The organism is Actinoplanes sp. NPDC051513, from assembly GCF_044454685.1.
Lineage (GTDB): Bacteria > Actinomycetota > Actinomycetes > Mycobacteriales > Micromonosporaceae > Actinoplanes.
In genome coordinates, this window is record NZ_JBITDW010000001.1 from 328,356 (window position 1) to 352,570 (window position 24,215).

A 24,215-nucleotide genomic window follows, 5' to 3' on the forward strand; every position below is an offset into this window, starting at 1 on the left:
GACCACACCCAAGGCCCGCGGCCCGCGGCTCAGCCCACCCGGCGCACGATCGCGAGCAGCGACTCCTCGACGTCCTCGATCGGGCGCTCGGGCTGGAAGACCAGCCAGTCCACCGCCACCACCAGGCCGACGCCGAAGAGCGCCGCCGAGGCCACCCGCACGTCGAGGTCGTCCGGCAGGTCGCCGGAGTCGACGCCCGCCTGCACCGTTTCCGCGATCACGCCGATCGCCTGCTCGCGCAGCAGGATCAGGGTCTGGTGCCACTCGCGGTTGGTGCGCCACATCTCCGAGAGCAGCAGCTGGGCGAAGGCGCGGTACCGGCGGATGTACTCGAGCTGCGTACGGACCAGCGCGCCCACGGCCTCGCGCGGCGGCAGACCCTTGACCGCCTCGCGGAAAGCGGTGGTGAGCAGGCCGATCCCGTGCCGGAGAAGCTCCTCGAAGAGGTCGTTCTTCGACTTGAAGTTGTAGTAGACGGTCCCCTTGGCGACCTTGGCCCGCAGCGCGATGTCGTCCACCGTGGTCGCCGAGAAGCCCTGCTCGGCGATGAGCTCGACGGCCGCCTCGTACAGCCGCTGCCGGGTGTCGGCCCGCCGCCGGCTGCGCCCGTCGGTCACCGTCGCGTCCTCCGTCACGGCCTCAGTCCATCACACGGGTCAGATGGCCAGCTCCGGGTGGAGCTTCGACGACGTCAGGCGCCCCGATCGACGGGCAACGACCACAGTCAGAATCAACGACCCCATCCCGTACGCCACCAGCGCGAGCACCCCGCCCAGCACGGGTCCGGCCGCACCACCGTCGACGGCGTGACGCACGGCCTCCACCACGTACGTCATCGGCAGCAGCGGGTGAATCGCCTGGAAGAACCCCGGCGTGGTCTGCACGGGGTACGTGCCGCCGGAGGAGGTCAGCTGGAGCATGAGCAGCGCGAGCGCGACGATGCGGCCGGGCGCGCCGAGAGCGGCCCCGATCAATTGCATGATCGCCGCGAAGGCCGCCGCCGTGAGCAGCAGCAATCCCCAGGTGAGCAGCGGATGCACCGGGGACAGCCCGAGGCCGAAGCGCACCACCGCGAACAGCAGCGTCGCCTGGGTGAGCCCGAGCGCGACCGCCGGCAGCAGCCCGGCCAGCGCCACCCGCGGCGCCGGCGCTCCCGACATCAGGTGCCGGCGGTTGAGCGGCCGCAGCACCATGTACGTGATCATCGCGCCGACCCAGAGCGCCAGGGCCAGGAAGTACGGCGCGAAGCCCACGCCGTAGGTGCCGGCCGGGTGGCGCACCACGCGGTCGAGGCTCACCGGGTCGGCGAGGACGTCGGCCCGCTGCGCGGTGTCGTCGCCGTAGCCCGGGATCTGCTGCGCGCCGTCGGACAGGCCGGTCGCGAGCCGGCCGGCGCCGCCCTGCAGCTGGTCGAGGCCGTCGGCCAGCTTGTGCCCGGCCGTGGAGAGCTCGCCGAGGCCGCCGTAGAGCTGCCGCTGTCCCGTCGCCAGGCGGTAGATGCCGTTCTGGAGGGTCTGCGCGCCCTCATGGGCATCGGCGGCGCCGGCCCGGAGCTGTCCGGCGCCGGTGGCCAGCCGGCTCAAACCGTCGGCGAGCTGGTCGACCTGGGTGCGGGCCGCCTCGACGTCGTCGGCCAGGTGCGGGGCGGCCGCGGCGACCTGCCGCGCGGTGGCGGCGACGGAGGTGAGCTGGGCGCGCAACTGGTCGAGGTCGGCGGCCTGGACGGTGTGCTGCACCTTCTCGGCATCCGTCACCAGGCGAGCGGCGAGGGTCTTGGCCTCGGCGAGCCCCTGGGTGTCGCCGGGCAGGGTGCCGATGTAGTCCTGGAGTTGCTTGGCGTCGTGCACCGCCTGGTCGGCGGCGGTGTCGATGGCGCCGATGTTCGCGGCCAGCGTGTCGGCGCCGCGCGCGACCAGGGTGGCGGCGTCCGCGATGTTCCGCGCGTTGTCCCGCAGCACCGGCTCGACCTTGTCGGCGGCGGCGTCGACCGCGGTGGCCAGCTGCCGGCCGCCGTTCGCCGCCTGCGCGGTGCCGGTCGCGAGCTGCTGGGCGCCGGTGTCGAGCCGGGCCAGGCCGTCGACGAGGTCGCCCATGCCGCTGTCGGCCTGGTCGAGCCCGGTGGCGATCTGTCCCGCCGCGCCGTGCGTCCGGTCGATGCCGCCGGAGATCTTCCCGGCGCCGTCGCCGGCGTCGCCGAGCCCGCCCTGCAGGGTCTTCGCGCCGTCGGCGGCCTGCTGGGTCTGCTCCTTGAGGTCGGTGAAGCCGATCAGCATCTTGTCGTAGTAGCCGGCCGAGGCGCCGGATGCCGCCGCGGCGCGCACCTCGTCGAAGGCGGTCCGCGCGAAGACGCCGCTCAGGTAGTTGGTCGCGTCGTCGCTGACCGCACGCAGCTGCGCGGTCTCCGCCGTGGCGCCGTCATCGGGGCCGGTGACCAGGTTCGCCGAGAAGTCCGCCGGGATCCGCAGCATGATCTGGTACTTGCCGCTCGTCAGCCCGGCTTCGGCGCCCTTCTCGTCGGTGACGTGCCAGTCGAAGATCTCCCGCCGCTCAAGCTCGTCGGCCAGGTCCTGGCCCGCGTGCACCTTGGTGCCGTCGCTCGCGGTCGCGGTCCGGTCCTCGACGACGAGCGCCGCCGGGATGTGGTTGAGCCGGCCGTAAGGGTCCCAGAACGCGTAGAGGTAGAGCGCGCCGTAGAGCAGCGGCACCACGGCCAGGACGGCCAGGGCGGCGGCGGTCAGGCGGCTACGCATGAACCGCTTGAGCTCCATCCCCGCCAGCGACAACGCCTTCATCGCTTCTCCTCCATGTTCATGCCGAGGTGGATCACCGTCGTCACCTGGGCGGGGTCGATGTCACGGGCCGTGAAGACGACGGCCGTGCCGCCGGCGGCGATCTCGTTCAGCTCCTTCAGCAGCCAGGCCTGCTCGTCGGCATCGAGGCCGTCGTCCAGGCCGTCGAGCGCGATCACCTGCGGATTCGCCATGCGGGCCAAGACCAGCCCCAAGAGCTGCTTTTCGTACGGGCTGAGGTCGCGGCCCCTCTTGTGCGGGTCGAGACCCAGCAGGTCGCCGGGCTCGGCGTGACGGCGACCCAGCAGGGAACGGCGCTCGCGGACGTGCTCGGCGACCGTGAACACGGGCTCGGGATCGGTCACGCCGGGCACGTGACCGAGCGCGGCGTCGCCGTCGATGGCGACCTTGCCGGCCGAGAGCCGGAAGCGGTGGGCCAGCGACAGCAGCAGCGTCGTACGGCCGCTGCCCGGCGGGCCCACGACCGCGACGACCTCGCCCGGCTCGACCGAAACGTCGAGGTCCTGGAAGAGCCAGCGGCGGCGCTGACGAACCCCTGCGCCGCTGGCGGTGAGCACCGGCATCATCGACTCCCTTTTTGCACTGACCAGTCAGTTCAAAAAGATACCCGCGAGTAGGTATATGCCACACCGTGGTGGACCTCACTCTTCGCGCCAGGCAGGATCAAGCGCATGTCGATGCGATGGGGCATGACCGTTCCCCTCGGCGGGGTTCCGCTGGCCGGGCACCGGGCCGTCTACGAGGCGCTGGCCGGGGCCGGCTTCACCGACGTGTGGTCCTCAGAGGTGGCCGGGACCGACGCGTTCACGCCGCTCGCGATGGCCGCGGCCTGGTCGCCGTCGATGCGGCTGGGCACCGCCATCACACCCGTCTTCACCCGCGGACCGGGCCTGCTCGCGATGAGCGCTGCCGCGCTGGCCGAGGCCGCGCCGGGCCGTTTCCAGCTGGGCATCGGCTCGTCGTCCCCGGTCGTGGTCGGCGACTGGAACGCGGTCGACTTCTCCGAGCCGTACGCGCGCAGCCGTGACATGCTGCGCTTCCTCAAGGCCGCGCTGGCCGGCGAGATGGTCGACCACGACTACGGCACGTTCGCGCTGCGCCGCTTCCGCCTCGAGCGCCCGCCCGCGACGCCGCCGCCGATCCTGCTGGCCGCGCTACGCCCCGGCATGCTGCGCCTGGCCGCCGCCGAGGCCGACGGGGTGATCCTGAACTGGCTCTCGGCCGCCGATGTGACCACGGCCCTGGCCGAGGCGAAGTCCTCGTCGCCCGATTTCGAGGTCGCCGCCCGCATCTTCGTCTGCCCCACGGACGACGCGGCCTTCGCCCGCAACGTGGGCCGCCGCCTGATCGCGGCCTATCTGACGGTTCCGGCCTACGCCGCATTCCACCGCTGGCTCGGCCGCGACGAGGTGCTGACCCCGATGTGGCGGGCGTGGGCGGCCGGCGAGCGCAAGGCGGCCCTCGCCACGATCCCCGACGACGTGGTGGACGACCTGATCGTCCACGGCACCCCGGACCAATGCCGGGCCAAGGTCGAGCGATACGCGGCCGCCGGCGTGACGGTCCCGGTGATGGCCCTGCTTCCGACGCCGACCATAGAGGCGGGCGGACCAACGGCCCTCCTCGAGACTCTCACCGCGCTGGGCTGCTAACCAGCCGCCGGCCCGGCGGCCGGGTATGGCCTTGTGCCGCGCCTGGCCGGCCCGCAACGGCGGGAACTGCCCCGACTGCGGTGGGGTGCGGCCCTCGCCTCGTACGCGCAAAAAGGGAAGGCGCACCCCGAAGAGTGCGCCTTCCCGCTCAGCCTGAGCCCCCCGCTGGAGAAAGATCTTCCGCTCAGATCGAGCCCTCGTCGGCGAGGATCGCGTAGAGCTTGCGCTTTGTCTCGTTGAGCACCTCGAGCGCCTTCTGACGCTGCTCGGGCGTGCCGCTGAAGCCGACCTGCTTGAGCGCGCTCATGATGCCGACCGCCGCGTCGCGGAAGTCTTGCACCTGGGACATGGTGTCGTCGCCGATGCTCGCCCACGGCGGGTTCTGCGCCGCGGCCTCGGCCTCGGGACGGCCCGCGTCGGTCAGGTGGTAGCTCTTGCGACCGCCCTCGGCCTCCGCCTCGATGAGGCCCTCGTCCTCCAGGAGCTGGAGGGTCGGGTAGACCGAGCCGGGGCTCGGACGCCAGATGCCGTTCGTGCGGGAGTCGAGCTCCTGAATCATCTCGTAGCCGTGCATGGGCCGCTCGAGCAGCAGCGCGAGCACCGCGGGGCGGACGTTGAGCCGGCTGCCGCGGCCTCCGCGGCGCCCCCTCGGTCCGGGACCACCGGGGCCGAATGGACCGCCGGGGCCGAAGCCACCGGGGCCGAAACCGCCGGGGCCGAACGGGAAACCGGGACCGAACCCGCCACGCATGCGGTGGCCGTGGAAACCTTCGGTGTGGTGCCTCATGACTATCTCCGTTCTGTCGTCGATAGTTTGACGATATATCGGCAATGCATCGGACGCAAGGGTTTCTTGAAGAGAGGGGGTTGCGACGCGTGTCGGGACCGCCGGATCTGGCAATGTGATACCTGTGCTGACGGTGCCCATTCGCCAGCTCGGGGAGTCCGAGCGCGCCGCGGTCGAGAAGATTCTCGACCGCGATCCCTATGCGGGCGCCCAGATCGCCGAGCGAGTGGCCGCCCACGGCCTGAACTGGTGGCGCTCCGACGGCCGCGTCTTCGGCTACGGCCCGGGCCGGCGCGTCGAGTCGATCATCTGGTCCGGCGCCCACCTGGTGCCGGTCTGCTCGACACCCGCCGCCACCGCGGCCTTCGCCGACCTGCTCGGCACCGACGCCCGCATCTGCTCGTCGATCATCGGCCGTTCCGACCAGGTCCTCGACCTCTGGGACCGTCTCGGAGGGTATTGGGGCCGCGCTCGCGACGTCCGGCCCAACCAGCCGCTGCTGGTCGCGGAACGTGATCCGCTGATCGTCCCCGACCCCGACGTGCGGCTGGTGCGCCCCGGCGAGGTCGACCAACTCTTCCCCGCGGCCGTGTCGATGTACACCGAGGAGGTCGGCGTCTCACCCCTGCTCGACGACGGCGGCCGGGGCTACAAGCGCCGCATCGCCGAGCTGGTGAAGGGAAAGCGCGCGTACGCCCGCTTCCTGGGCGACCGGGTCATCTTCAAGGCCGAACTGGCGATCGTCACCCGCCGCACCACGCAGGTGCAGGGCGTGTGGATCGACCCCGAGTTCCGCGGCCGGGGCCTGGCGGCGCCGGCCATGGCCGCGGTGGTCCGCGACGCGCTGCGGCGGGTGTCACCGACCGTGAGCCTGTACGTCAACGATTACAACCTGCCGGCACGGCGTGTTTACGCTCGGTGTGGGTTCGTGTCGGCCGGCTCCTTCGCAACGATCCTCTTCTGATCCGACTCGGGGAGCGGGTAAGGAAGCTGTCAGGAAGTGCCAGGTAGCTGCACCGGCGCGGTGGTCTGGATGTTGCGGTAGATCGTCATGGGGGTGACGCCGCAGGAGGCGGCGATTTCGGCCATGGTGAACTGGCGGGAGTCGTACATCCGTTGTGCCTTGGCGATCAGGTCTGGGGTCATCTTCGGCTTGCGGCCGCCGTTGCGGCCGCGGGCCCGGGCAGCGGCCAGCCCGGCCATGGTCCGTTCCTTGATCAGGGCGGCTTCGTACTCGGCCATGAGGGCGAACATGCCGAAGACGAGCTTGCCCTGGGCGGTGGTGGTGTCCACGATGCCGTTGGTCAGCGATTTGACCGCGACATCGCGGGCTTCGAGGGCGGTGACGATGTCGATCAGGTCGCGCAGGTTGCGGCCGAGCCGGTCGATCTTCCAGATGATCAGGGTGTCGCCGGGGCGTAGGTCGACGAGGCAGGCGTTCCACTGTGGGCGGTCGGCTTTGGTGCCGGTCGCGGTGTCGGTGTAGATCTTGAGGCAGCCCTCGGCGGCCAGTGCGTCCAATTGGAGTTGCGGGTCCTGGTCGGCGGTGGAGACCCGGGCGTATCCGATCTTGTGACCCATGGCCCGGAACACTATCGCAACCCATCATAACTGCCACGTTGTGTGGTGTTGGAAATGTGATGGGCGAATGTGAGACCTGGGCGGGGCGGTGACCTGCGGTTGCCGATGTTCATGATCGCTTTGGGTGGGGTCTATCGCAGACGACCGTTTGCGATGGGGCAGGAGGTCATGGCTGAACGCGGCTACTCCAGAAAGCAAGGCCGGCCCGGACATCTATTGTCCGTGGGTGCAGGGGGCCGGAGACGCGCTCGCGTAGCGGGAGCACCGCGGCGAGTTGGTCGCGGGCAGCCACCGCATCCCCGGCATGTCCAGTCCAATGGGCAAGGCCGGCCCGGACATCCAACGTGTCGGGGTGCTCGGGGCCGGAGACGCGCTCGCGTAGCGGGAGCACCGCGGCGAGTTGGTCGCGGGCAACCACCGCATCTCCGGCATGTCCAGTCCAGCGGGCCAGGCCGGCCCGGACATCTATTGTCTGGGGGTGCTGGGGGCCGGAGACGCGCTCGCGTAGCGGGAGCACCGCGGCGAGTTGGTCGCGGGCAGCCACCGCATCCCCGGCATGTCCAGTCCAGTAGGCGAGGTTGACCCGCGCGGTCAGAGTCTGGGGGTGCTCGGCGCCGAGGATCCGCTTGCGTAGTAGGAGCACCGCCGTGTACTGGTCGCGGGCGGCTACTGCATCCCCGGCGTTTCCAGTCCAGTACGCCAAGCTGGCTCGGACAGACAGGGTGTCGAGATGCTCGGCGCCGAGGATTCGCTCGCGTAGTAGGAGCACCGCCGTGTACTGGTCGCGGGCGGCCACCGCATTCCCAGTCCGTCCGGTCCAGTAGGCGAGGGTTACCCGCGTAGCCAGGGTGAACGGATCCTCGGCGCCGAGGATCCGTTCACGTAGTGAAAGCAGCGCGGCGAACTGGTCTCGGGCGCCTATTTCATCCCCGGCCCGTCCAGTCCAGCGGGCGAGGTGGTGCCGCGTAGTCAGGGTGTCGGGGTGCTCGGGGCCGAGGATTCGCTCGTGTAGTGGGAGCAGTGCGGCGAGCTGATCTCGGGCGGCCACTGCATTCCCAGCGAATCCGGTCCAACGGGCGAGAGTGACCCGCACATCCAAGGCGATTGGATGCTCGGCGCCAAGGATCTCTCGGCAGGTCTCGCAGATGATGTTGGATTCGTCCATGGCGGCGGTGTACAGGCCGTTGGCGGCAAGGTACTCGGTGACGCGTAGCGCGGCCCGGACCGCGTGTTTGACCGCTTCCGGGTCTGGGTTAGTGGAGGCGGTCACCGATGTCAGCAAATGCAGGGGATGGGGGGCGAGGAGCTGCCAGGTGGGCCATATGGCGGGGTCGTTGTGGGGGCCGATGTAGGTGGTGGCGATGTCAAGCAGCTGCGCGGCAAGGGCGAAGTACTGGGCCTGCCCGACGGTGTGCAGGTGATGCAGGCTGGCGTCGCGGATCAGTGGGTGCAGGCGAAGCGTGGCCACGGCGTGGCCGGTGGGCGGGTCCGGTTCGGCGGTGTTGGTGGTGAGGTCGAGCAGGCTGAGGGCGCCCAGCGCGTGGAGCAGGCCGCGTAGGTGTGCGGCGTCGATGCCGGTGAACAGCGGGGACACCGCCAGGACGGCTGGGTCGAGTATGAGCTGGTAGGGGATCGGGGCGTCGGCGAGCACGGACAGCAGCCGCAGCAGGGTCCGCGCCGTTGCCAGGCCGCGGTGTTCGAGCAGGGTCAGTGACAATTCCCAGGTCCGGGCGATGATGCGACGGGCCTCGACGCTGGTCGAGGGTTGGTCGGGGTCGGAGAACACGGTGGTGAGACCATCGGCGGTCAGGGCCGCCTGGTAGGCGGCAAATGTGGTGACGGCGCCGGGCAGGGGTAGCCGGTTGGCGTCGGCGAGGTACCGGCCGGCCAGGGTGAGGGCGAGCGGGAGCCCGCCGAGGCGGGCGGCGAGAGCCGCGGCCTGTTCCTCGGTGCCGGCCCGGTGCCCGGCGAGGCCGAGGAGAACGCGGGCGCCGTCGGTGGTCGACAATGTCTCGACCGGGTGCAGGTGGCACCAGGTACCCCATCCGTCGGGGTCGCCGTCGCGGCTGGTGACCAGCAGCGCCCCGCGGGCGGCGGTGATCGGGCGGATCCAGCCGCGTGCGGCGGCGACGGTTTCGTGGGCGGGTGCCAGCAGGCGTGGATCGTCGGCGTTGTCGATGACGAGAAGCCACCGCCGCGGGTAGGCGGCGAGGCGGCGCCACAGCACATCGGGGGCGTTGTCAGCCCAGTCGCGGTCGAGTTCTTGAGCGGTGGCGCCGAGGCGGCGGGCCAGTTGCCGCATCCCGGTCTGCAGATCGGTGGCCTCAGCGGCGGAGATCCACCACACCGTCACCCCGCGATTCTGCACGCGGTGGGCGACCTGCACGGCGACGGTGGTCTTGCCGACTCCGCCCATGCCGTGCAGCACCCGTACCCGCGGTTCACGCCGGGCCCGCCACCGGTACAGCCCGACCAGTTCGGTGATCAGGGTGTTCCGGCCGCGGACCTGCTCGGCCGAACCAACATCGGGTACGGCCAACGACGCCATGCCGGGTGCGGGTGGGGTGACCGGCCCGGCCGATGCCTCCTGCGCGGCGCGGCGGTCCTGCCTGGCCTGGAGGATCGGGCCGAGGATCGACACCAACAGCGACGCCACCCCGACCGGGAGGGCGTACACGCTGCTGTACTGGTCACGGGTGGACAGGTCAGCACCGATGTAGGCAGCCACCGCCGGGGCCAGCCACCGCCACGCCAACGCGGCAATCCCGATACCGGCCAGCACCATCCACGGCCAACGCCACCACTGAGCGAACAGGCTACGCATCGCCACCTGCCGGTGCGACGGCCAGGCCGAGGCGGCGACTCATGTCGAGACGGATCTCGCCGTAGGGCAGCACGTGCTGCCAGAACAACGGGGTCAGCCCGCGCCGGTCCGCTCCCGTCAGCAACGCCGCCCAGTCGTCGTCGGCGAGGACGTCCTGCAGCATCAGGGTGTTGACGTACACCAGGGCGGCCTGCAGGATCCGCAGGCACAGCATGGTCATTTCCTGTTCCTCGCGGCGGTTGGTGGCCAGTTCCCCGCCCTTGCCGTAGCACACGACTGTGTTGGCGCGGTTCCAGGACTCGACCACGTTCAACCCGCTGTTGATCTCCCGCTGCAGCTCGCGGAGCCGTAGGTAACGGGCGGTGAAGATGGTCTTCTGCGCGCGGCCGACCTCCAGCATCGCCGCATAGGTCGGGTGCGACGCGGTGCGGGTGAACCGGCGCAGGATCGCCTCGGTGGAGGCGGTGCCGACCCGGATCGCGGTGGCGTACTTGACCATCTGGTCGTACTGCTGGGCGATCAGGTCCCACCGGATCGGGCGGGTCAACGCCGGTTGCAGGCGGGGGTAGACGTCCGGCTCGCCGCTCGCCGGCCGGTACAGCCGCACCTTGTTGATCTGCTTGATCCGGGGCAGCAGGTCGAAGCCGAGCAGTCGGGTGATCCCGAACCCGATTTCGGACTGGCCATGGGAATCGACGTAGTTGCCGGCCACGCTCATCGAGGTGCCGTGCCGGATCGCCCCCTCGACCATCGCATGGACCTCCGACGCCGAGCAGGACAGCAGTTGGGAGTGCACCACCACCGAGCCGCGTTCGACGTGCCAGTAGATGAGCACTCCGCGGCCTCCGTATCGGGAATGCCATTCGGTGAATATGTTCTGGTCGAAGGCCCGGAAGTGGGTGGAGTCCGACGCCACCGCGGTGGAGCCCTCACCCCAGATCGTGTGGGCGCGGGCGGTGAAGGTGGCGTTGGCGATCTGCACGGCGATGGCCCGGGCCGCGTCGGGGCTCAGGTAGCGGCGGCGTACGTAGCGGATGTCGTCTTCGCTGTGGCCGTGTTCGCCGGCGGCGACCGCCCGGATGCCGGTGTTGGTGCCGTAGCCGTAGATGGCGAGCAAAAGCCGCTCGGCCAGGTCCTCGGCACCGATGGCGGACCGCCCGGCGACGGAGGTGACGACGTTGAGGCAGCTGGTGCGCAGCACCGCCTCTTTCAGCATGTCGATCAGCGGGACGGTGCCCCACCGGCGGTGTACCTCGGCCTTGATCTGGCGCAGGTTGCGCGGTTCGGGCTCGGCGTCCAGCGGGCTGAGCCGGATGGCGCCGGCCTTGCGTTCGGCGACGTCGACCCACCCCAGCCGGGGCAGTTCGTCGTCCAGGGCGCCCAGTTCGGCGCGCATCTCGGTCTGGAGGGTGGCAATGAACTCGCTCGGATCGAGCGGTTTTCGTAGCCGGGAGTAGTGCTCCGACCGTCGTTCGTCGAAGTCGTGGGGCAGGTCCTCGTCAGGGTTGCGCCACTTCTCCGCCCCGTCGACCCAGATCTCCTTGCACCGCAGTTGGTCGCACAACGCCTGGAAGGTGGCCACCTCGTAGGCCATCCGCACCGTGCGTCGCCGGCCCTGGTTGTCGACCGTGGAGACTAGGTCGGCCCAGTCCCCGCCGGTGCCGCGATGCGCCGGGGGCCGTTCGGCGAGCGGGTAGTACTTCAGATTTCCCGCCGTGCTGTACCGGCCAGCCAGCTCCAAAGCATCAAGGACCGGCCGGTGGACGCTGTTGCCGCTGCGGAAAGCGAGTACCTGCACCAGCCGGATCAGGCCGCGCCGGTAGTGGTTGGTGTAGGACGCCTTCAACGTGGTTCGTACGATCCGCCGGTACACCGGGCCTTTCGTCTTGTACTCGTGGACCAGGTCCCGCACGGTCGCCTCCCCACCCCGCACGGCGGGGAACACCACCTGACGCACCGGGTCGTCCGGTGCGGCCAACGCGGCATCGGCCACGGCGAACAGGATGTTCTCCTTGCCGGTCACCCGTTTGAACGCGTTGACCAACTCCGCGGTGACCCGCTTCTCGGCCCGCGCCCCGATCCGGTGCACCGTGGAGATCAGCAACTCCACCAGGGCGTCGGTGATCTCCCGCTGCCGGGCCTGCAACAGCGCCGCCAACAGTGTCACCGTCTTGTCCCGGTTCGGGTGCGCCCACAGATGCGACGGCGACTCCACCGCCGCCTGGGCCCGCCACCCGGCTACCACCTTCGGTGCCACCCCGGCGAACACGTCCGCCGGTATCGCCACCGCCCGCACCGCGAGCAGCTTGTCGATCTCGGTCAGCATCGATTCCAGGCTGACGTTGCCCGGCACCGACCGGATCAGCGCCAACACCCCGGCCGGATCGTCACGACCGGTGCTGTCACGGCTGGCGGCCGGTGCCACCAGATCCAGCAGCCGCGTCACCACCGGTGCGCCCAGCCTGCCAGCGACCCGGGCGAACAACGCCTCCTCAGCCTGCCGCAGGGCCGAGGCCACGATCCGGTCCACCCGTGTGCGTTCCGGCGGTTCGATCCGCTCGGCGTGGCAGTGCGCCAACAACTCCAGCCGGACCTGCTCGACCCGCCGCTCGGCGTGCGCGACGCTGCCCGCCAGCCAGAACGTCAACTTCTCCGCGTCCGCGACCGAACATTCCCGAAAACCCAACACCCGGCGCAACACCACCCGATGCCGCTTGATCTGCCGCCCGTCCCAGTCGTACAGACCCACCTCCGCCGCCGAGACTCCCACCTGCCGAGCAACGTGATCCACCGCGTTGTCCGGGAACTCCGCCCGCCCCTGTGGGAAGCGACCCCTCCAGATCAGGAACTTCATCAACAAGGCGAATCCGAGCCTCGTCGGCCCCGACTTGTTCCGCAGCAGCTTCAAATCCTCGTCAACGAGCGTGAAGTGCTCCACCAACTCGTCGAACTCCAACGGACGGGCCAACCCGGCTCCCAGGCCTCGGCGGGCCCCCGCCCCCGCGCGCCACCATAACGAGGCGAAAGCCTCCCGCGAACCAGCACTCGGGTCAAGCCCGGATTACTGACAGCTACCTGGCACCTGGTGACGGAGTCCTTACCGGCACCCCGACTCGTGCGGCGCGTGGCGTGGGCGCGGGCTCGGCGTGATCGCGGGCTCGGGGGTGGCCGCGGTGGGTGCGGCCCGTCGCGCAAGGCCAATGACTTCCTGTTCGCGTCGAACCGCAATTCAACAAGCTCCAGCGCGGGCTGAGGTCTGGCGCGGCAGAGTGGGCCAGGCGGGCCCGGGGCGGCGGGCCCGGGGCGGCGGGCCCAGCCCAACCACCGACCAACCGCGACGGGCCGCACTCACCGCGACCAGGCACCGCCCCCGCCATGGCACGCCCAGCCCAGCCACCGACCAACCGCGACGGGCCACACTCACCGCGACCACGCAGCACGCACGCCCGCCCAACGGTGACAGGCCGCGAGCGCCTCGAGCAGGACGGCGGTGCCTAGTCGTCGCGGCACAGGCAGAACGGGTGGCCGGCCGGGTCGAAGAGGACGCGGACGTTCTCTCGGTGCTGGGTCGGCGAAAGCTTGGCGCCCAGACTCAGGGCCTCGCCGACGGCGTCGTCCAGATCGGCCACCTGGAAGTCCAGGTGCATCATCGGGCGCTGGGCGCCCGGCTCGGGCGGCCAGGTGGGCGGCGTGTAGTCGGTGGCCTGCTGGAAGACCATGAACGCGCCGCCCGGAGTGCCCAGGATGGACGTGCCCGGTTCCTCGTGGACGATCGGCCACTCCAGGAGGTCGGCGTAGAAGCGGGCCAAGGCCGCAGGGTCGGGCGCCTCGATGGCCGTGCCCCACCACATGCCAGGCATCCGTGATCGCATGCGTGCCAGCCTGGCCCGGCCGGATGAGAAAGTCCAGCTCAGAGGGGCTCGATTCGATCTGTCAACCTGATGTCATGAACGCGGAAACGGGCCGGCGACTCAGCCAAGACGAGATTGCGATCGTGTCCGTCCTCCTGGACAACCTGGACGGGATCCTGTTCTGGACGCAGATCGCCGATCTGCGCGTGGTGAGTGGCTGCGTGTGCGGCTGCCCCACAGTCGACTTCCGAAGTGGACCGGACGACGGCCTCGAGCTCATCGCCGACGCCAAGGTGTCCGGCACGGACGGCGACGCGGTGTTGCTCTTCGGACGGGACGGAGTGCTCGACCGCTTGGAGTACATGTGCGTCGGCGGCCCTCCCCCGGCCGCGTGGCCCGCACCGGAGATGCTGTTCGAGCCCCGGCGGCCGGCCGACGTCGTGATTGAGGTGTCCGACTGACGCCGGGCGAATCGAATCAGATTCTTCAGGCGCTGGTGAGGGTGCGGTCGCCGGCGCGCTGGCGGGGGATGCGTTCGGTGAGGGTGGTGGCGGTGCGGACGCCGCGCAGGGTCAGGAGGCTGGCGAACAGGCCGGCGAAGACGCTGATCACGCCCAGGGCGATCGCGGTGGCGGAGGGAAGCACCAGGCGGATCGTGCCGCGCGGGTCGAGGTTGCCGAAGCCGGTCTCGCCCCAGTGGGTCAAGGCCAGGATCGTGCCGGCCAGGCCGGCGACGATCAGGGCCAGGCCGATCGCGACGCAGCGCTCGAAGCTCAGCCAGCGGACCCAGCGGCTCAGCGCGTGGTCGCGCACCAGGCCCTCGAAGCGGCCGTAGAGCTCGGCGAAGCCTCCGAACAGGACGAGCTGGGCACCGACCAGGATCGCCACGCAGGTGTACGCCAGGGCGTTGATGTCGAACTGGACGCTGCCGATCGTGCGGGGGCCGAAGGACAGCAGGCCGGTGCCGAGCACGCCGAGCACGAACACGATCAGGCCCGGCCAGATGAGCGTGCGGCGCGGGGCGAAGACCAGCAGGAAGCGCAGGTGGCGCCAGCCGTCGTGCCAGGTGCGCAGGTGTGGCGGGCGGCTGCGGCCGTCGGGCCGCAGCGTGGTGGGCACCTCGATTATGTCGTAGCCGCTCAGCTTCGCGCGGACGACCAGCTCGGAGGCGAACTCCATGCCGGGCATGCACAGGTCGAGCTCGCGGATGCGGTCGCGGTTGAAGCCGCGGATGCCACAGTGGAAGTCCTTGATGCCGTTGAGGCCGATCAGCGCCCGGCCCAGCCAGGACAGCACCGGGTTGCCCAGGTAGCGGTGCAGGGGCGGCATAGCGCCGGGGGCGATGCCGCCGCGGAACCGGTTGCCCATGACGAGGTCGTGGCCGGCGCGCAGGCCCTCGATGAACGGGCCCAGATGGGACAGATCGTACGAGTCGTCGGCGTCGGCCATGATGATGTACTTGCCCCGGGCGTGCTCGATGCCGTTGAGAAGGGCGCCTCCGTAGCCGCGGATCGGGGCGTGGACGACGCGGGCGCCGGCGGCGCGGGCGATGTCCTGCGAGCCGTCGGTGGAGCCGTTGTCGCTCACCAGCACCTCGCCCTCGACGCCCAGCTCGGCCAGCGAGGTCAGTGCTTTGCGGACGCACACCTCGAGCGTCTCTGCCTCATTGAGACAGGGCAGCAGAACAGTTACTTCAAGGTCGTCATTCGGCATTTCAACGATTCGCTTTCGGCGAGGGGCGTCTCTTCGAACAAGCGGAGCGGCGAACGGCGAAGGCCGCAGGATAGAACAGCGCAGGCGGCGTGACCACCCGATCATCACCCGTCTGGGCGGATTAACCGAATTCCAAGGGCGCGCAAAGCTAACACGCTTTTGATGACCACACGAAAAATGGGGGGCCTTTCGGCCCCCCATTTACCTTTATTTCAGTGCACCGTTACCTGCGGGCCAGGCATGAGCTCACGCAACTCGTCGGGGAGGTCGGCGCCCATCTCGTCGGCGAGGCGGAGCGCCTCTTCCACCAGGGTCTCGACGATCACCGACTCGGGCACCGTCTTGATCACTTTGCCCTTCACGAAGATCTGGCCCTTGCCGTTGCCGGAGGCCACGCCCAGATCGGCCTCACGAGCCTCACCGGGGCCGTTCACGACGCAACCCATGACCGCCACCCGCAGGGGCACCGGGAAGCCCTCCAGGGCCGCGGTAACCTGCTCGGCGAGCGTGTACACGTCGACCTGGGCACGGCCGCAGGACGGGCAGGACACGATCTCGAGGCCGCGCTCGCGCAGGCCCAGCGACTCGAGGATCGCGTTGCCGACCTTGATCTCCTCGACCGGCGGGGCGGAAAGCGACACCCGGATGGTGTCGCCGATGCCCTCGGCCAGCAGCGCGCCGAACGCCACCGAGCTCTTGATCGTGCCCTGGAATGCCGGGCCGGCCTCGGTGACGCCCAGGTGCAGCGGGTAATCGCATTGCTCGGCAAGCTGCCGGTACGCCCTGATCATGACGACCGGGTCGTTGTGCTTCACCGAGATCTTGATGTCGCGGAAGCCGTGCTCCTCGAATAGCGAGCATTCCCAGAGAGCCGACTCGACCAGGGCCTCGGCGGTGGCCTTGCCGTACTTCTCCAGCAGGCGCTTGTCGAGACTGCCAGCGTTGACGCCGATCCGGATCGGGATGCGGGCGTCGGAGGCCGCCTTCGCGATCTCCTTGACCTTGTCGTCGAACTGGCGGATGTTGCCCGGGTTGACCCGGACCGCCGCGCAGCCGGCGTCGATCGCCGCGAAGACGTACTTCGGCTGGAAGTGGATGTCGGCGATCACCGGGATCTGCGACTTCTTGGCGATCGCGGGCAGCGCCTCGACGTCGTCCTGCGACGGCACGGCGACCCGCACGATCTGGCAGCCCGAGGCGGTGAGCTCGGCGATCTGCTGCAAGGTGGCGTTGATGTCGGAGGTGAGCGTGGTCGTCATCGACTGGACGCTCACCGGGGCGCCACCGCCGACCGGCACGTTGCCCACCATGATCTGACGGCTCTTCCGCCGGGGCGCCAACGGCGGCGGGGGAACGGCCGGCATACCGAGACTGACAGCGGTCACTGTGGCATCACCTATTGAAGATCTGGATCGGGTTGACGATGTCCGCGGTCACGGTCAACAGGGTGAACGCGCCGCCGATGAGGATGACCGCGTACGTGATCGGCATCAGCTTGTAGTAGTCGACGCGGCCCGGGTCGGGCTTGCGCAGCCGGCCGTAGAGCCAGGAGCGCGCCCGTTCGAACCAGGCGATCGCGATGTGACCGCCGTCGAGCGGGAGCAGCGGCAGCAGATTGAAGATGCCGATGAAGATGTTCAGCGTGATGAAGATGTTGAGGAACAGCTCGGGCACGCCGTGCTCGATCGCCTCGCCGCCGAGCCGGCTCGCGCCGACCACACTGATCGGGGTGTCGGGGTCGCGCTCGCTGCCGGTCAGCGAATGCCAGAGGGCCGGCACCTTCGAGGGGATCTTGCCGAGTGACTTGAACGTGTTCTCGACGATGAACCAGCCGTAGTTGAACGTGGCCGGGACGGCCGAGGCCGCGTTGTATTTGATCGTGCCGGGGACGCCGACGTTGTCCCAGCCGAGCGCGCCCACCGAGACCTCGCTGGTCGGCCCGCTGCCGTCCTCGTCGGTGAGCGGCGCGCGGTTGGCGGTCACCAGGTCGACCTGGACGGTCTTGGTGACGCCGTCGCGGACGAACTCGAAGTCGACCTTGCCGGCCGGCAGGGAGCGGATCGCGCCGGTCAGGTCGCCGTAGGTGGCGATCGGCGTGCCGCCGACATTGGTGATCAGGTCGCCGTCCCGGATGCCGGCCGCATAGGCCGGTCCGGTGATCCCGCCGTTCTGGCCGGGGACGCAGTCCTGCTGGGTGGTCGGGATCGTGATCCACGTGCAGTCGGAGACCGTGACGTACGCCTTCTGCTTGGCCTCGTCGGCGTTCGTCGTCGGGAAGTGCGTGTTGGGCAGGCCGAGCGTGAACGCCACCACCCAGGCTGCCGCGAGGGCGAGCAGGAAGTGGGTGATCGAGCCCGCGGACATGACGATCGTCCGCTTCCAGACCGGGAACCGCCACATGGCGCGGGGCTGGTCTTCCGGCTCGACGTCGTCGTCCTGCGGCGTCATTCCGACAATCTTGCAAAAGCCGCCGAGCGGGATGGCCTTGAGGCCGTACTCCGTCTCGCCTCGCCGGAACGAGAAGATCGTCGGACCGAAGCCGACGAAGTACCTCGTCACCTTCATTCCGAAGCGCTTGGCGGTGATCATGTGGCCGGCCTCGTGCAGGCTAACCGAGATCAGGATGGTCAGCGCGAAACCGGCCACTCCCAGCCAGTACAGCATCAGGCTCCTTCAGCCACAGTTGCGATCATCCGCTGTGCCTGGGCACGGGCCCATGCCTCGGCGGCAAGCACGTCCTCGACGGTACCCGGCTCGGCAAATTCGGGAGCCGATGCGAGGACCTGTTCCAGGGTGTCGACGATGCCCAGAAAAGGTAGCCGACCGGCGACGAACGCGGCCACACACTCCTCGTTCGCGGCGTTGTAGATGGCCGGGCGGCAGTGGCCGGCGCGACCGGCGTCCTTCGCGAGGCGTACGGCCGGGAACGCCTCGTCGTCGAGCGGGCGCAGCTCCCAGTTGTGCGCCTCCCGCCAGTTCACCGCGCTCGCCGCCCCCGGCACCCGGTCCGGCCAGGCCAGGGCCAGGGCGATCGGCAGGCGCATGTCGGGCGGGCTGGCCTGCGCCAACGTCGAGCCGTCGGCGAACTCGACCATCGAGTGGATCACCGATTGCGGGTGCACCATCACCTCGATGTCGTCGTAGGCCACCCCGAACAACTCGTGCGCCTCGATCACCTCGAGCCCTTTGTTGACCATCGTGGCCGTGTTGATCGTGACGACCGGGCCCATGTCCCACGTCGGGTGCTTGAGCGCGTCCTCCGGGGTGACGGCGGTCAGCTCCTCGCGCCGCCGGCCACGGAAGGCGCCGCCGCTCGCGGTCAGGATGAGCTTGGTCACCTCGGCCGCCGTGCCGCCGCGCAGGCATTGGGCGAGCGCCGAGTGCTCGGAGTCGACCGGGATGATCTGGCCCGGCTTGGCCAGCCGGCGCACGAGCGGGCCGCCGGCGACCAGCGACTCCTTGTTGGCCAGCGCGAGGATGCGGCCGGATTCCAGCGCCGCGAGGGTGGGCGCGAGCCCGAGGCTGCCGACGACGCCGTTGAGCACCACGTCGCAGGGCACGCGGGCCAGCTCGGTCATCGCGTCGGGTCCGGCCACGATCCGCGGGATCCGGAAGCCCCCGGTCGCATACCCGCGCTTCTGGGCCTCGGCATAAACGGCCAATTGCAGATCTTGTACGGCCGTCGCGCGCGCCACGCCGACGACGTCGACGCCCAGTTCGAGGGCCTGCTCGGCGAGCAGCTCGACGTTGCCGCCGCCCGCGCCGAGAGCCACCACGCGGAACCGGTCGGGGTTGCGCCGGACGATGTCGATGGCCTGGGTGCCGATGGAGCCGGTCGAGCCGAGCAGTACGAGGTCACGCATGCCGCCCATCTTCCCGGACCGGTTCCAGGGGTAGACAGGCGGTGCGGCATCGGTTGAGCAACTCTGAGCTACTTTTCGCGTACGAAACGCCGAAGCGAACACTCAATTCGGCGCGCTACGCTCGCTCGTCATGACCCCCATCCCCGCTCATGCCGACGTTGTGATCATCGGTGCTGGTCACAACGGCCTCGTCTCCGCGATTCTGCTTGCCCGGGCCGGGCTCGACGTCGTCGTGCTCGAGTCCGCGAGCGTGCTGGGCGGGGCGACCCGCACCGAGCGACCGTTCGCCAAGGTGCCCGGCCTCGGCCAGTCCACGGGCTCGTACCTGCTCGGTCTCATGCCGCCCGAGCTGCTGCGCACCCTCGATGTCGACATTCCCGTGCTGCGTCGCGACCCCCACTACTTCCTGCCCACCCCCGGGCCGGCCGGGTCGCCCTACTTGCTGTTCGGCCGCGACCGTGACGCGACCCGGGCGCAGATGGAGCGCTTCTTCTCGCCGCGCGACCTGGCCGCCGACGAGCAGCTGGCGGTCGAGATCGCGGCGCTGCGGTCCGACCTCGCGCCGGCCTGGCTCGAGGAGCCGACCGGCGTCGAGGAGATCGCCGAGCGGCACATCCGGCCGCAGCTGCAAAGCACGTTCATCGATCTCGTACGCGGCTCGGTCGCCGACTACCTGGCCCGGTTCGGCTTCAAGAGCGAGCTGCTCATGAGCATGTACGCGGTGACCGACGGGCTCTCCGGCCTGAACGCGGGCCCCGACGATCCCGGCACGGGGCACAACTTCCTCGTGCACAACATGTGCCGGCTGCCGGGCGCCGACGGCACCTGGATGATCGCCGAGGGCGGCATGGGCACGGTCTCGCGCACGTTCGCCGCCGCGGCCCAGGCCGCCGGGGCCCGGCTGTTCACCGACGCCCGGGTCGCCTCCGTCACGCTCGACGGCGGCGCGGCGAGCGGGGTCGTGCTGGCCGACGGCCGCTCGGTTCGGGCGAAGGTCGTGCTCGGCTCCTGCGACCCGTACCAGCTGATGAGCCTGGTCCCCGCGGGCGGGTTGCCGTCCTCGCTGACCACCCGCATGGAGGCCGTGAAACGGCCGGGCACCACGATGAAGGTCAACCTGGCGCTGCGCGGGCTCCCGCAGTTCTCCTGCCTGCCGGCGGGCGCCGCGTCGCCGTTCGGGTCGACGATCCACCTGTTGCCGGGCTCGACCGGGCTGGCCGGCACGGACGACCGGGAATCGCCGATGGCGGCCCTGCGGGCCATGTGGGCGGAGGTCCAGGCGGGCCGGCTCCCCGACGAGCCGACCATCGAGTGGTACGTGCACACGACCGTCGACCCGTCGCTGCAAGACGAGGCCGGCCACCACTCGTCGGCGCTGTTCGTGCAGTCGGTGCCGTACGAGCTGGAGGGCACGACCTGGGAGGCGGAGCTCCCGGGCTATGTCGACAAGCTGCTGGCGATCTGCGACCGGTACGCGCCGGGCACGTCGGAGCTGGTGGCCGACGTGATGCCGCTGACCCCGCCCGGCATCGAGCAGCACTTCGGCATCACCGGCGGCCACATCCACCACGTCGACAACACGGTGGCCTTCGACGACCGCATGCCGTATTTCACGGGCGTCGACGGCCTGTACGCGGGCTCGGCCGGTACCCACCCGGCCGGCAGCGTGATCGGCGCCGCCGGCCACAACGTCGCGAAGCGCATCCTCGCCGACCTCGGCAAGTAAGCCCCGTAACGTCAACGGCCGTCGCCTCAGGGCGACGGCCGTTTGGTTTTGGACCACTCACGCAGAATGAAGCGCCAGGGCCGGCGAAGCTGGGCCCCGGTGCGGCCTCGGCGGGAGCGACGATCTGTACCACCCACCCAGGCACGACATGAATTTGATCTTAGGAATCTGCCTTTTCGGCGGTCTTCTCGGCGCGGATCTTGTGACCGACGCTCGTCAGACAACGCCCGCTGGGGAGGTCGAACTTCCAGCCGTGGAGTTGGCAGGTCAGGGTGTTGCCATCGACGATGCCGAAGCGGCTCAGGTCGGCCTTTAGGTGCGGGCAGCGGCGCTGCAGCGTCCAGTCGCCGAGCTGGGTGTCCTCGGCCTCGACCGCCTTCTCGTGCTCGTCGTACCAGCCCTCGGCGTATTGCAGGCGCTCCTCGCTGAGGCACTTGAAGAACGCGTAGACGAACTCGTTGTACTGCCCGATGCGGGCCGACGAGAAGCGGCAGGACAGGAACAGCGAGTTGACCCAGTCGCCCTCGTCGATGTGGATCAGGTGCTCGACGAGGGCGCGGCCGGTCTTGAAGCGGTAGCGGACCTTCTCGTCGGCGTAGGGGCGGACCTGCTTGCCGGGGAAGTCGACGACGATGGACTCGATGATGTTGCCGGTCGGGCCGTCGGTGTCGGTGAAGTCGAAGCGGACCGGGCCGCCGACGCCCTGGGCCATGTAGATCGACTCGTCGAGCAGGGGCTCGATGCGCTTCTTGAGCTCGCCCAGGACGTCGATCTCGGGATGCCGCCACGATGCCTTCTCGGCCGCGATGACCGGGGCCTTCCGCGCACGCATCTCTTCGAGGTGTTCCCGCTTGTTGGCGAAGAACTCGTCGACGTCGGTCGGGTGGGTGGTCGTCGCGTCCGTGGCGGACAACTCGGTCACGGAGCCCGGAAGCAGCACGATTCCGTTGTTGCCGCCGACCTTGGCATATTCCGCCATGAACACCGATTGGTCGGGGAAGATGTTCCCCTCGTCGCCGAAGATGTCGTTGAACTGCCAGAGCTCGTCGTCGAGGAAGCAGGGCGGGCCGGCGATCGGGAAGACGTGGTCGGCCTGGAGGTCGTCGATGTAGCGCCACGTGCGGTCGAACTGGCGGTCGCGCTTCTGCTTGCCGAACGCGGTCTTGGCGCCCTCGGGCAGCTCGTAGACCATCGGGTACCAGATCGCTCCGGAGAACTGCAGCATGTGCGCGTGCACGTGGCCCAGCTCGTTGAAGATCTGCAGGTCGGTCGGGCGGGCGTCGTTCTGGTTGAGCAGGCGGACGCCGTCGTGTTCCACCCAGAGCGACGAGTCGCCGATCGGGCCGTCGGTCGGGCTGATCAGGGCCTGGATCATCACCTTGAGGCCGCCGTCGAGCTCATGCACCTCGTTCGACACGGTCTTCAGGAACTTGGTGAAGCCGAGGTCGCGCAGCTCGTCCTCGAGCTGGCTGGTCGGGTACTCCGGGAGGAGCACCGTCGCCTTCTTGCTGATGAAGCGAGTGAGGTGGGCGGCGTCGAAGTGGTCGCGGTGCAGGTGGGAGACGTAGAGGTAGTCGACGTCGCCGAGCGCCTCCCAGTCGAGCAGCGAATTATCGGGAAATGGAAACCATGAGGCGAAATAGGCGGGATTGACCCACGGGTCGCACAGAATGCTGCCGGCGGACGTGTCGATCCGCATGCTGGCGTGGCCGGTGCCCGTGATCCGCACTTCTTCTCCTCCTCCGTCGTTCTCCGACGGCTCCGAAGGTACCCGGTCCGGGTTGGTGCCTTGCGTGCGGAGGCGGCGTGCGAGACTTGACCGTATTGGGATCGCCTGCGAGGAAGGACTTTCGCCGTGTCTGCGGAACAAGACCCGGTCTACGCTCCCGACCAGCTCAAGCCGGGCAATCGTAAGGTGGCCCGGATCGGCGCGCTCGGTACGGCCGTCATCATGCTCATGTTCTTCTGGGGCAACCACGAGGGCAACACCGAGAACATCTGGCTGGTGGTCTTCGCGGTCGGCCTGATCGGCATCGTGATCGCCGACGTCGTGCTGCGGCGCAACGGGCTCAAGCCCAACGATCAGTAGCGCTTCCGAAAGCGAAAAGGCCCGCTCCTTCGAGCGGGCCTTTCTTGTCGCTTCCCATCGCCTTGTCAGCGCCTTGTCAGCGCCTTGTCAGCGCCTTGTCAGCGCCTTGTCACCGGCGCCGGAGCAGGAGGTCCTTCACTTCCCGCAGCGCGGCGTCCACCTCGGCCTCGAAGTAGCCGCCCGGCACCAGGCCGAACTGAAGCATGTCCAGCTCGTTCTCGGGCACGGGCATCGGGCCGCGGCCGGTCATCGCCTGCAGGATGCCCTCGAAGAGGCGGTCGACCTGCATCGGGTCGTACCCGCTGCCGAAGCGGCGCACCTGGAACGTGCGGCGCAGCTGGTCGACCCGGTAGAGCTCGCCGCCCGGCTCGCCCATCGGCGGGGGCAGCTGCGGGCCGCCGCCGTAGCCGCCGCCCATCGGCGGGGCGCTCATCGGGGCGCCGGACATCGGCGGCGCGCCACCGTAGCCGCTGCGCGGGTCGGGGTCGCCGTAACCGCCGCGGGGGTCGGAGTCGCGCGGCATGCGGATCTCGGCGGTCATGTCGGTCTTGCCGTGCCGGCCCGCCTCGAAGCCGTCGAAGCCGCCCGTGTCGTAACCGCTCGGGTCGTAGCCGGGCGGTGGGCCCTGCCGCTGCGGGAGCTGCGGCTGCTGACCGCCGTACGGCGACGGCGCGGGCTCCTCGTAGCGCCCGTACGGGTCGCTCGGGGGCATCTGCTGACGCTGCGGCTGCATCCGGTCGTCGCGGATCGGGGCGGGCAGGCGCTCGGTCGGCGGGGCCATCCGGCCGGACATGCCGCCGTTGCCCATCCCGCCGTTGCCCATGCCACCGGCGCCCATGCCGGCCACCGCGCCACCGCCGGTCATGCCGGCGCCGCGGCCCGCCATGCCGCCGCGAATGTCGCCCGTGTTGCCGCGAATGTCGCCCGTGTTGCCGCGAATGTCACCGGTGTTGCCGCGGATGTCACCGGTGTTGCCGCGGATGTCACCCGTGCTCAAGCCACCGCGCATCGAGTCGCGCATCGGGTCGGCGGGGCGGCCGCCACGGTCCTCCAGCTCGGCCAGTTGCCGCTCCACCCGGTCGAGGTGGAGGTCGACCTGCCACTCGTCGTACCCGCCGAAACGCACGCGGAAGACGACGTCGTGCACCTCCTGGGCGCCGACTGGCGGGCCCATCTGCTCACCGGCCAGGGTGGCCTCGACGCGGTCGAGGAAGCCGTCGACCTCGTCGACCTTGTAGCCGCGCCGCAGCGCACGCCGCCGGAAACGCTGCCCCTGACTCGTCACAACGTCTCCCACTCCGCTCGCTGGGACCTACGCC

19 protein-coding genes are annotated in these 24,215 nt (G+C 69.8%); 5 read left to right on the forward strand and 14 right to left on the reverse strand.

All coding sequences use genetic code 11. The features are described from left to right. Positions 1-29 precede the first annotated feature (29 nt). Genes ACIA5D_RS01575 through ACIA5D_RS01585 form a run of 3 tightly spaced genes read right to left on the reverse strand, consistent with a single transcriptional unit; the run spans position 30 to position 3,373 of the window. Positions 30-617 (reverse strand): TetR/AcrR family transcriptional regulator, encoded by a 588-nt coding sequence (locus ACIA5D_RS01575; RefSeq protein WP_396028566.1) that lies wholly within the window; start codon positions 615-617, stop codon positions 30-32. A 39-nt stretch (positions 618-656) separates the two neighbouring features. Then, entirely contained in the window at positions 657-2,792 is a 2,136-nt protein-coding gene (locus ACIA5D_RS01580; RefSeq protein ID WP_396027871.1) for a YhgE/Pip family protein, read from the reverse strand. Beyond that, the gene (locus tag ACIA5D_RS01585; RefSeq protein WP_396027872.1) at positions 2,789-3,373 is read right to left on the reverse strand and encodes an ATP-binding cassette domain-containing protein; all 585 of its coding nucleotides are present in this window, start codon (positions 3,371-3,373) and stop codon (positions 2,789-2,791) included. The genes ACIA5D_RS01580 and ACIA5D_RS01585 overlap by 4 nt, the downstream gene beginning before the upstream one ends. A gap of 126 nt (positions 3,374-3,499) precedes the next feature. Between ACIA5D_RS01585 and ACIA5D_RS01590 the strand changes: the two genes are divergently transcribed. Continuing rightward, positions 3,500-4,462, forward strand: a complete 963-nt coding sequence (locus ACIA5D_RS01590) for an LLM class F420-dependent oxidoreductase (RefSeq protein WP_396028567.1) — start codon at positions 3,500-3,502, stop codon at positions 4,460-4,462. A gap of 184 nt (positions 4,463-4,646) precedes the next feature. On the opposite strand, the gene ACIA5D_RS01595 is transcribed toward ACIA5D_RS01590, so the two are convergent. Beyond that, entirely contained in the window at positions 4,647-5,213 is a 567-nt protein-coding gene (locus ACIA5D_RS01595) for a PadR family transcriptional regulator (protein ID WP_396028568.1), read from the reverse strand. A 160-nt stretch (positions 5,214-5,373) separates the two neighbouring features. Here ACIA5D_RS01595 and ACIA5D_RS01600 point away from each other — a divergent pair, with 160 nt between their 5' ends. Then, positions 5,374-6,213, forward strand: a complete 840-nt coding sequence (locus ACIA5D_RS01600) for a GNAT family N-acetyltransferase (protein ID WP_396027873.1) — start codon at positions 5,374-5,376, stop codon at positions 6,211-6,213. A gap of 29 nt (positions 6,214-6,242) precedes the next feature. Here the strand turns inward: ACIA5D_RS01600 and ACIA5D_RS01605 are convergent, their stop codons facing one another. The 4 genes from ACIA5D_RS01605 to ACIA5D_RS01620 form a co-directional block, all read right to left on the reverse strand. Beyond that, positions 6,243-6,830 (reverse strand): recombinase family protein, encoded by a 588-nt coding sequence (locus ACIA5D_RS01605; protein WP_396027874.1) that lies wholly within the window; start codon positions 6,828-6,830, stop codon positions 6,243-6,245. 166 nt (positions 6,831-6,996) lie between these two features. Next, complete coding sequence (locus tag ACIA5D_RS01610; RefSeq protein ID WP_396027875.1) at positions 6,997-9,654, reverse strand: tetratricopeptide repeat protein; 2,658 nt, start codon at positions 9,652-9,654, stop codon at positions 6,997-6,999. Continuing rightward, on the reverse strand, positions 9,647-12,622 hold the full coding sequence (locus ACIA5D_RS01615) for a Tn3 family transposase (RefSeq protein WP_396027876.1): 2,976 nt from the start codon (positions 12,620-12,622) through the stop codon (positions 9,647-9,649). The genes ACIA5D_RS01610 and ACIA5D_RS01615 overlap by 8 nt, the downstream gene beginning before the upstream one ends. Before the next feature lie 526 nt (positions 12,623-13,148). Further along, entirely contained in the window at positions 13,149-13,526 is a 378-nt protein-coding gene (locus ACIA5D_RS01620; RefSeq protein ID WP_396027877.1) for a VOC family protein, read from the reverse strand. A 122-nt stretch (positions 13,527-13,648) separates the two neighbouring features. On the opposite strand from ACIA5D_RS01620, the gene ACIA5D_RS01625 reads away from it, so the two are divergent. Beyond that, positions 13,649-13,966, forward strand: a complete 318-nt coding sequence (locus tag ACIA5D_RS01625) for a hypothetical protein (protein ID WP_396027878.1) — start codon at positions 13,649-13,651, stop codon at positions 13,964-13,966. Positions 13,967-13,991: 25 nt separating this feature from the next. Here ACIA5D_RS01625 and ACIA5D_RS01630 read toward each other — a convergent pair whose 3' ends face one another. From ACIA5D_RS01630 to dxr, 4 genes are all read right to left on the reverse strand, one after another. Beyond that, the gene (locus tag ACIA5D_RS01630; RefSeq protein WP_396027879.1) at positions 13,992-15,218 is read right to left on the reverse strand and encodes a glycosyltransferase family 2 protein; all 1,227 of its coding nucleotides are present in this window, start codon (positions 15,216-15,218) and stop codon (positions 13,992-13,994) included. 212 nt (positions 15,219-15,430) lie between these two features. After that, a complete protein-coding gene (ispG, locus tag ACIA5D_RS01635; protein ID WP_396027880.1) occupies positions 15,431-16,603 on the reverse strand; it encodes a flavodoxin-dependent (E)-4-hydroxy-3-methylbut-2-enyl-diphosphate synthase in 1,173 nt (390 codons plus the stop codon). 7 nt (positions 16,604-16,610) lie between these two features. After that, positions 16,611-17,882, reverse strand: coding sequence for a M50 family metallopeptidase (locus ACIA5D_RS01640; RefSeq protein WP_396027881.1), 1,272 nt, complete (start codon positions 17,880-17,882; stop codon positions 16,611-16,613). Then, positions 17,882-19,090, reverse strand: a complete 1,209-nt coding sequence (gene dxr, locus ACIA5D_RS01645) for a 1-deoxy-D-xylulose-5-phosphate reductoisomerase (RefSeq protein WP_396027882.1) — start codon at positions 19,088-19,090, stop codon at positions 17,882-17,884. The genes ACIA5D_RS01640 and dxr overlap by 1 nt, the downstream gene beginning before the upstream one ends. A gap of 121 nt (positions 19,091-19,211) precedes the next feature. On the opposite strand from dxr, the gene ACIA5D_RS01650 reads away from it, so the two are divergent. Next, positions 19,212-20,807, forward strand: a complete 1,596-nt coding sequence (locus tag ACIA5D_RS01650; RefSeq protein WP_396027883.1) for a phytoene desaturase family protein — start codon at positions 19,212-19,214, stop codon at positions 20,805-20,807. A 160-nt stretch (positions 20,808-20,967) separates the two neighbouring features. Here ACIA5D_RS01650 and ACIA5D_RS01655 read toward each other — a convergent pair whose 3' ends face one another. After that, the gene (locus ACIA5D_RS01655; RefSeq protein ID WP_396027884.1) at positions 20,968-22,536 is read right to left on the reverse strand and encodes a Rieske 2Fe-2S domain-containing protein; all 1,569 of its coding nucleotides are present in this window, start codon (positions 22,534-22,536) and stop codon (positions 20,968-20,970) included. 126 nt (positions 22,537-22,662) lie between these two features. On the opposite strand from ACIA5D_RS01655, the gene ACIA5D_RS01660 reads away from it, so the two are divergent. Further along, positions 22,663-22,896, forward strand: coding sequence for a DUF2631 domain-containing protein (locus ACIA5D_RS01660; protein ID WP_396027885.1), 234 nt, complete (start codon positions 22,663-22,665; stop codon positions 22,894-22,896). A 109-nt stretch (positions 22,897-23,005) separates the two neighbouring features. Here ACIA5D_RS01660 and ACIA5D_RS01665 read toward each other — a convergent pair whose 3' ends face one another. Further along, positions 23,006-24,181: a DivIVA domain-containing protein gene (locus ACIA5D_RS01665; protein ID WP_396027886.1), complete on the reverse strand. Its 1,176-nt coding sequence runs from the start codon at positions 24,179-24,181 to the stop codon at positions 23,006-23,008. Between the last annotated feature and the right edge of the window lie 34 nt (positions 24,182-24,215).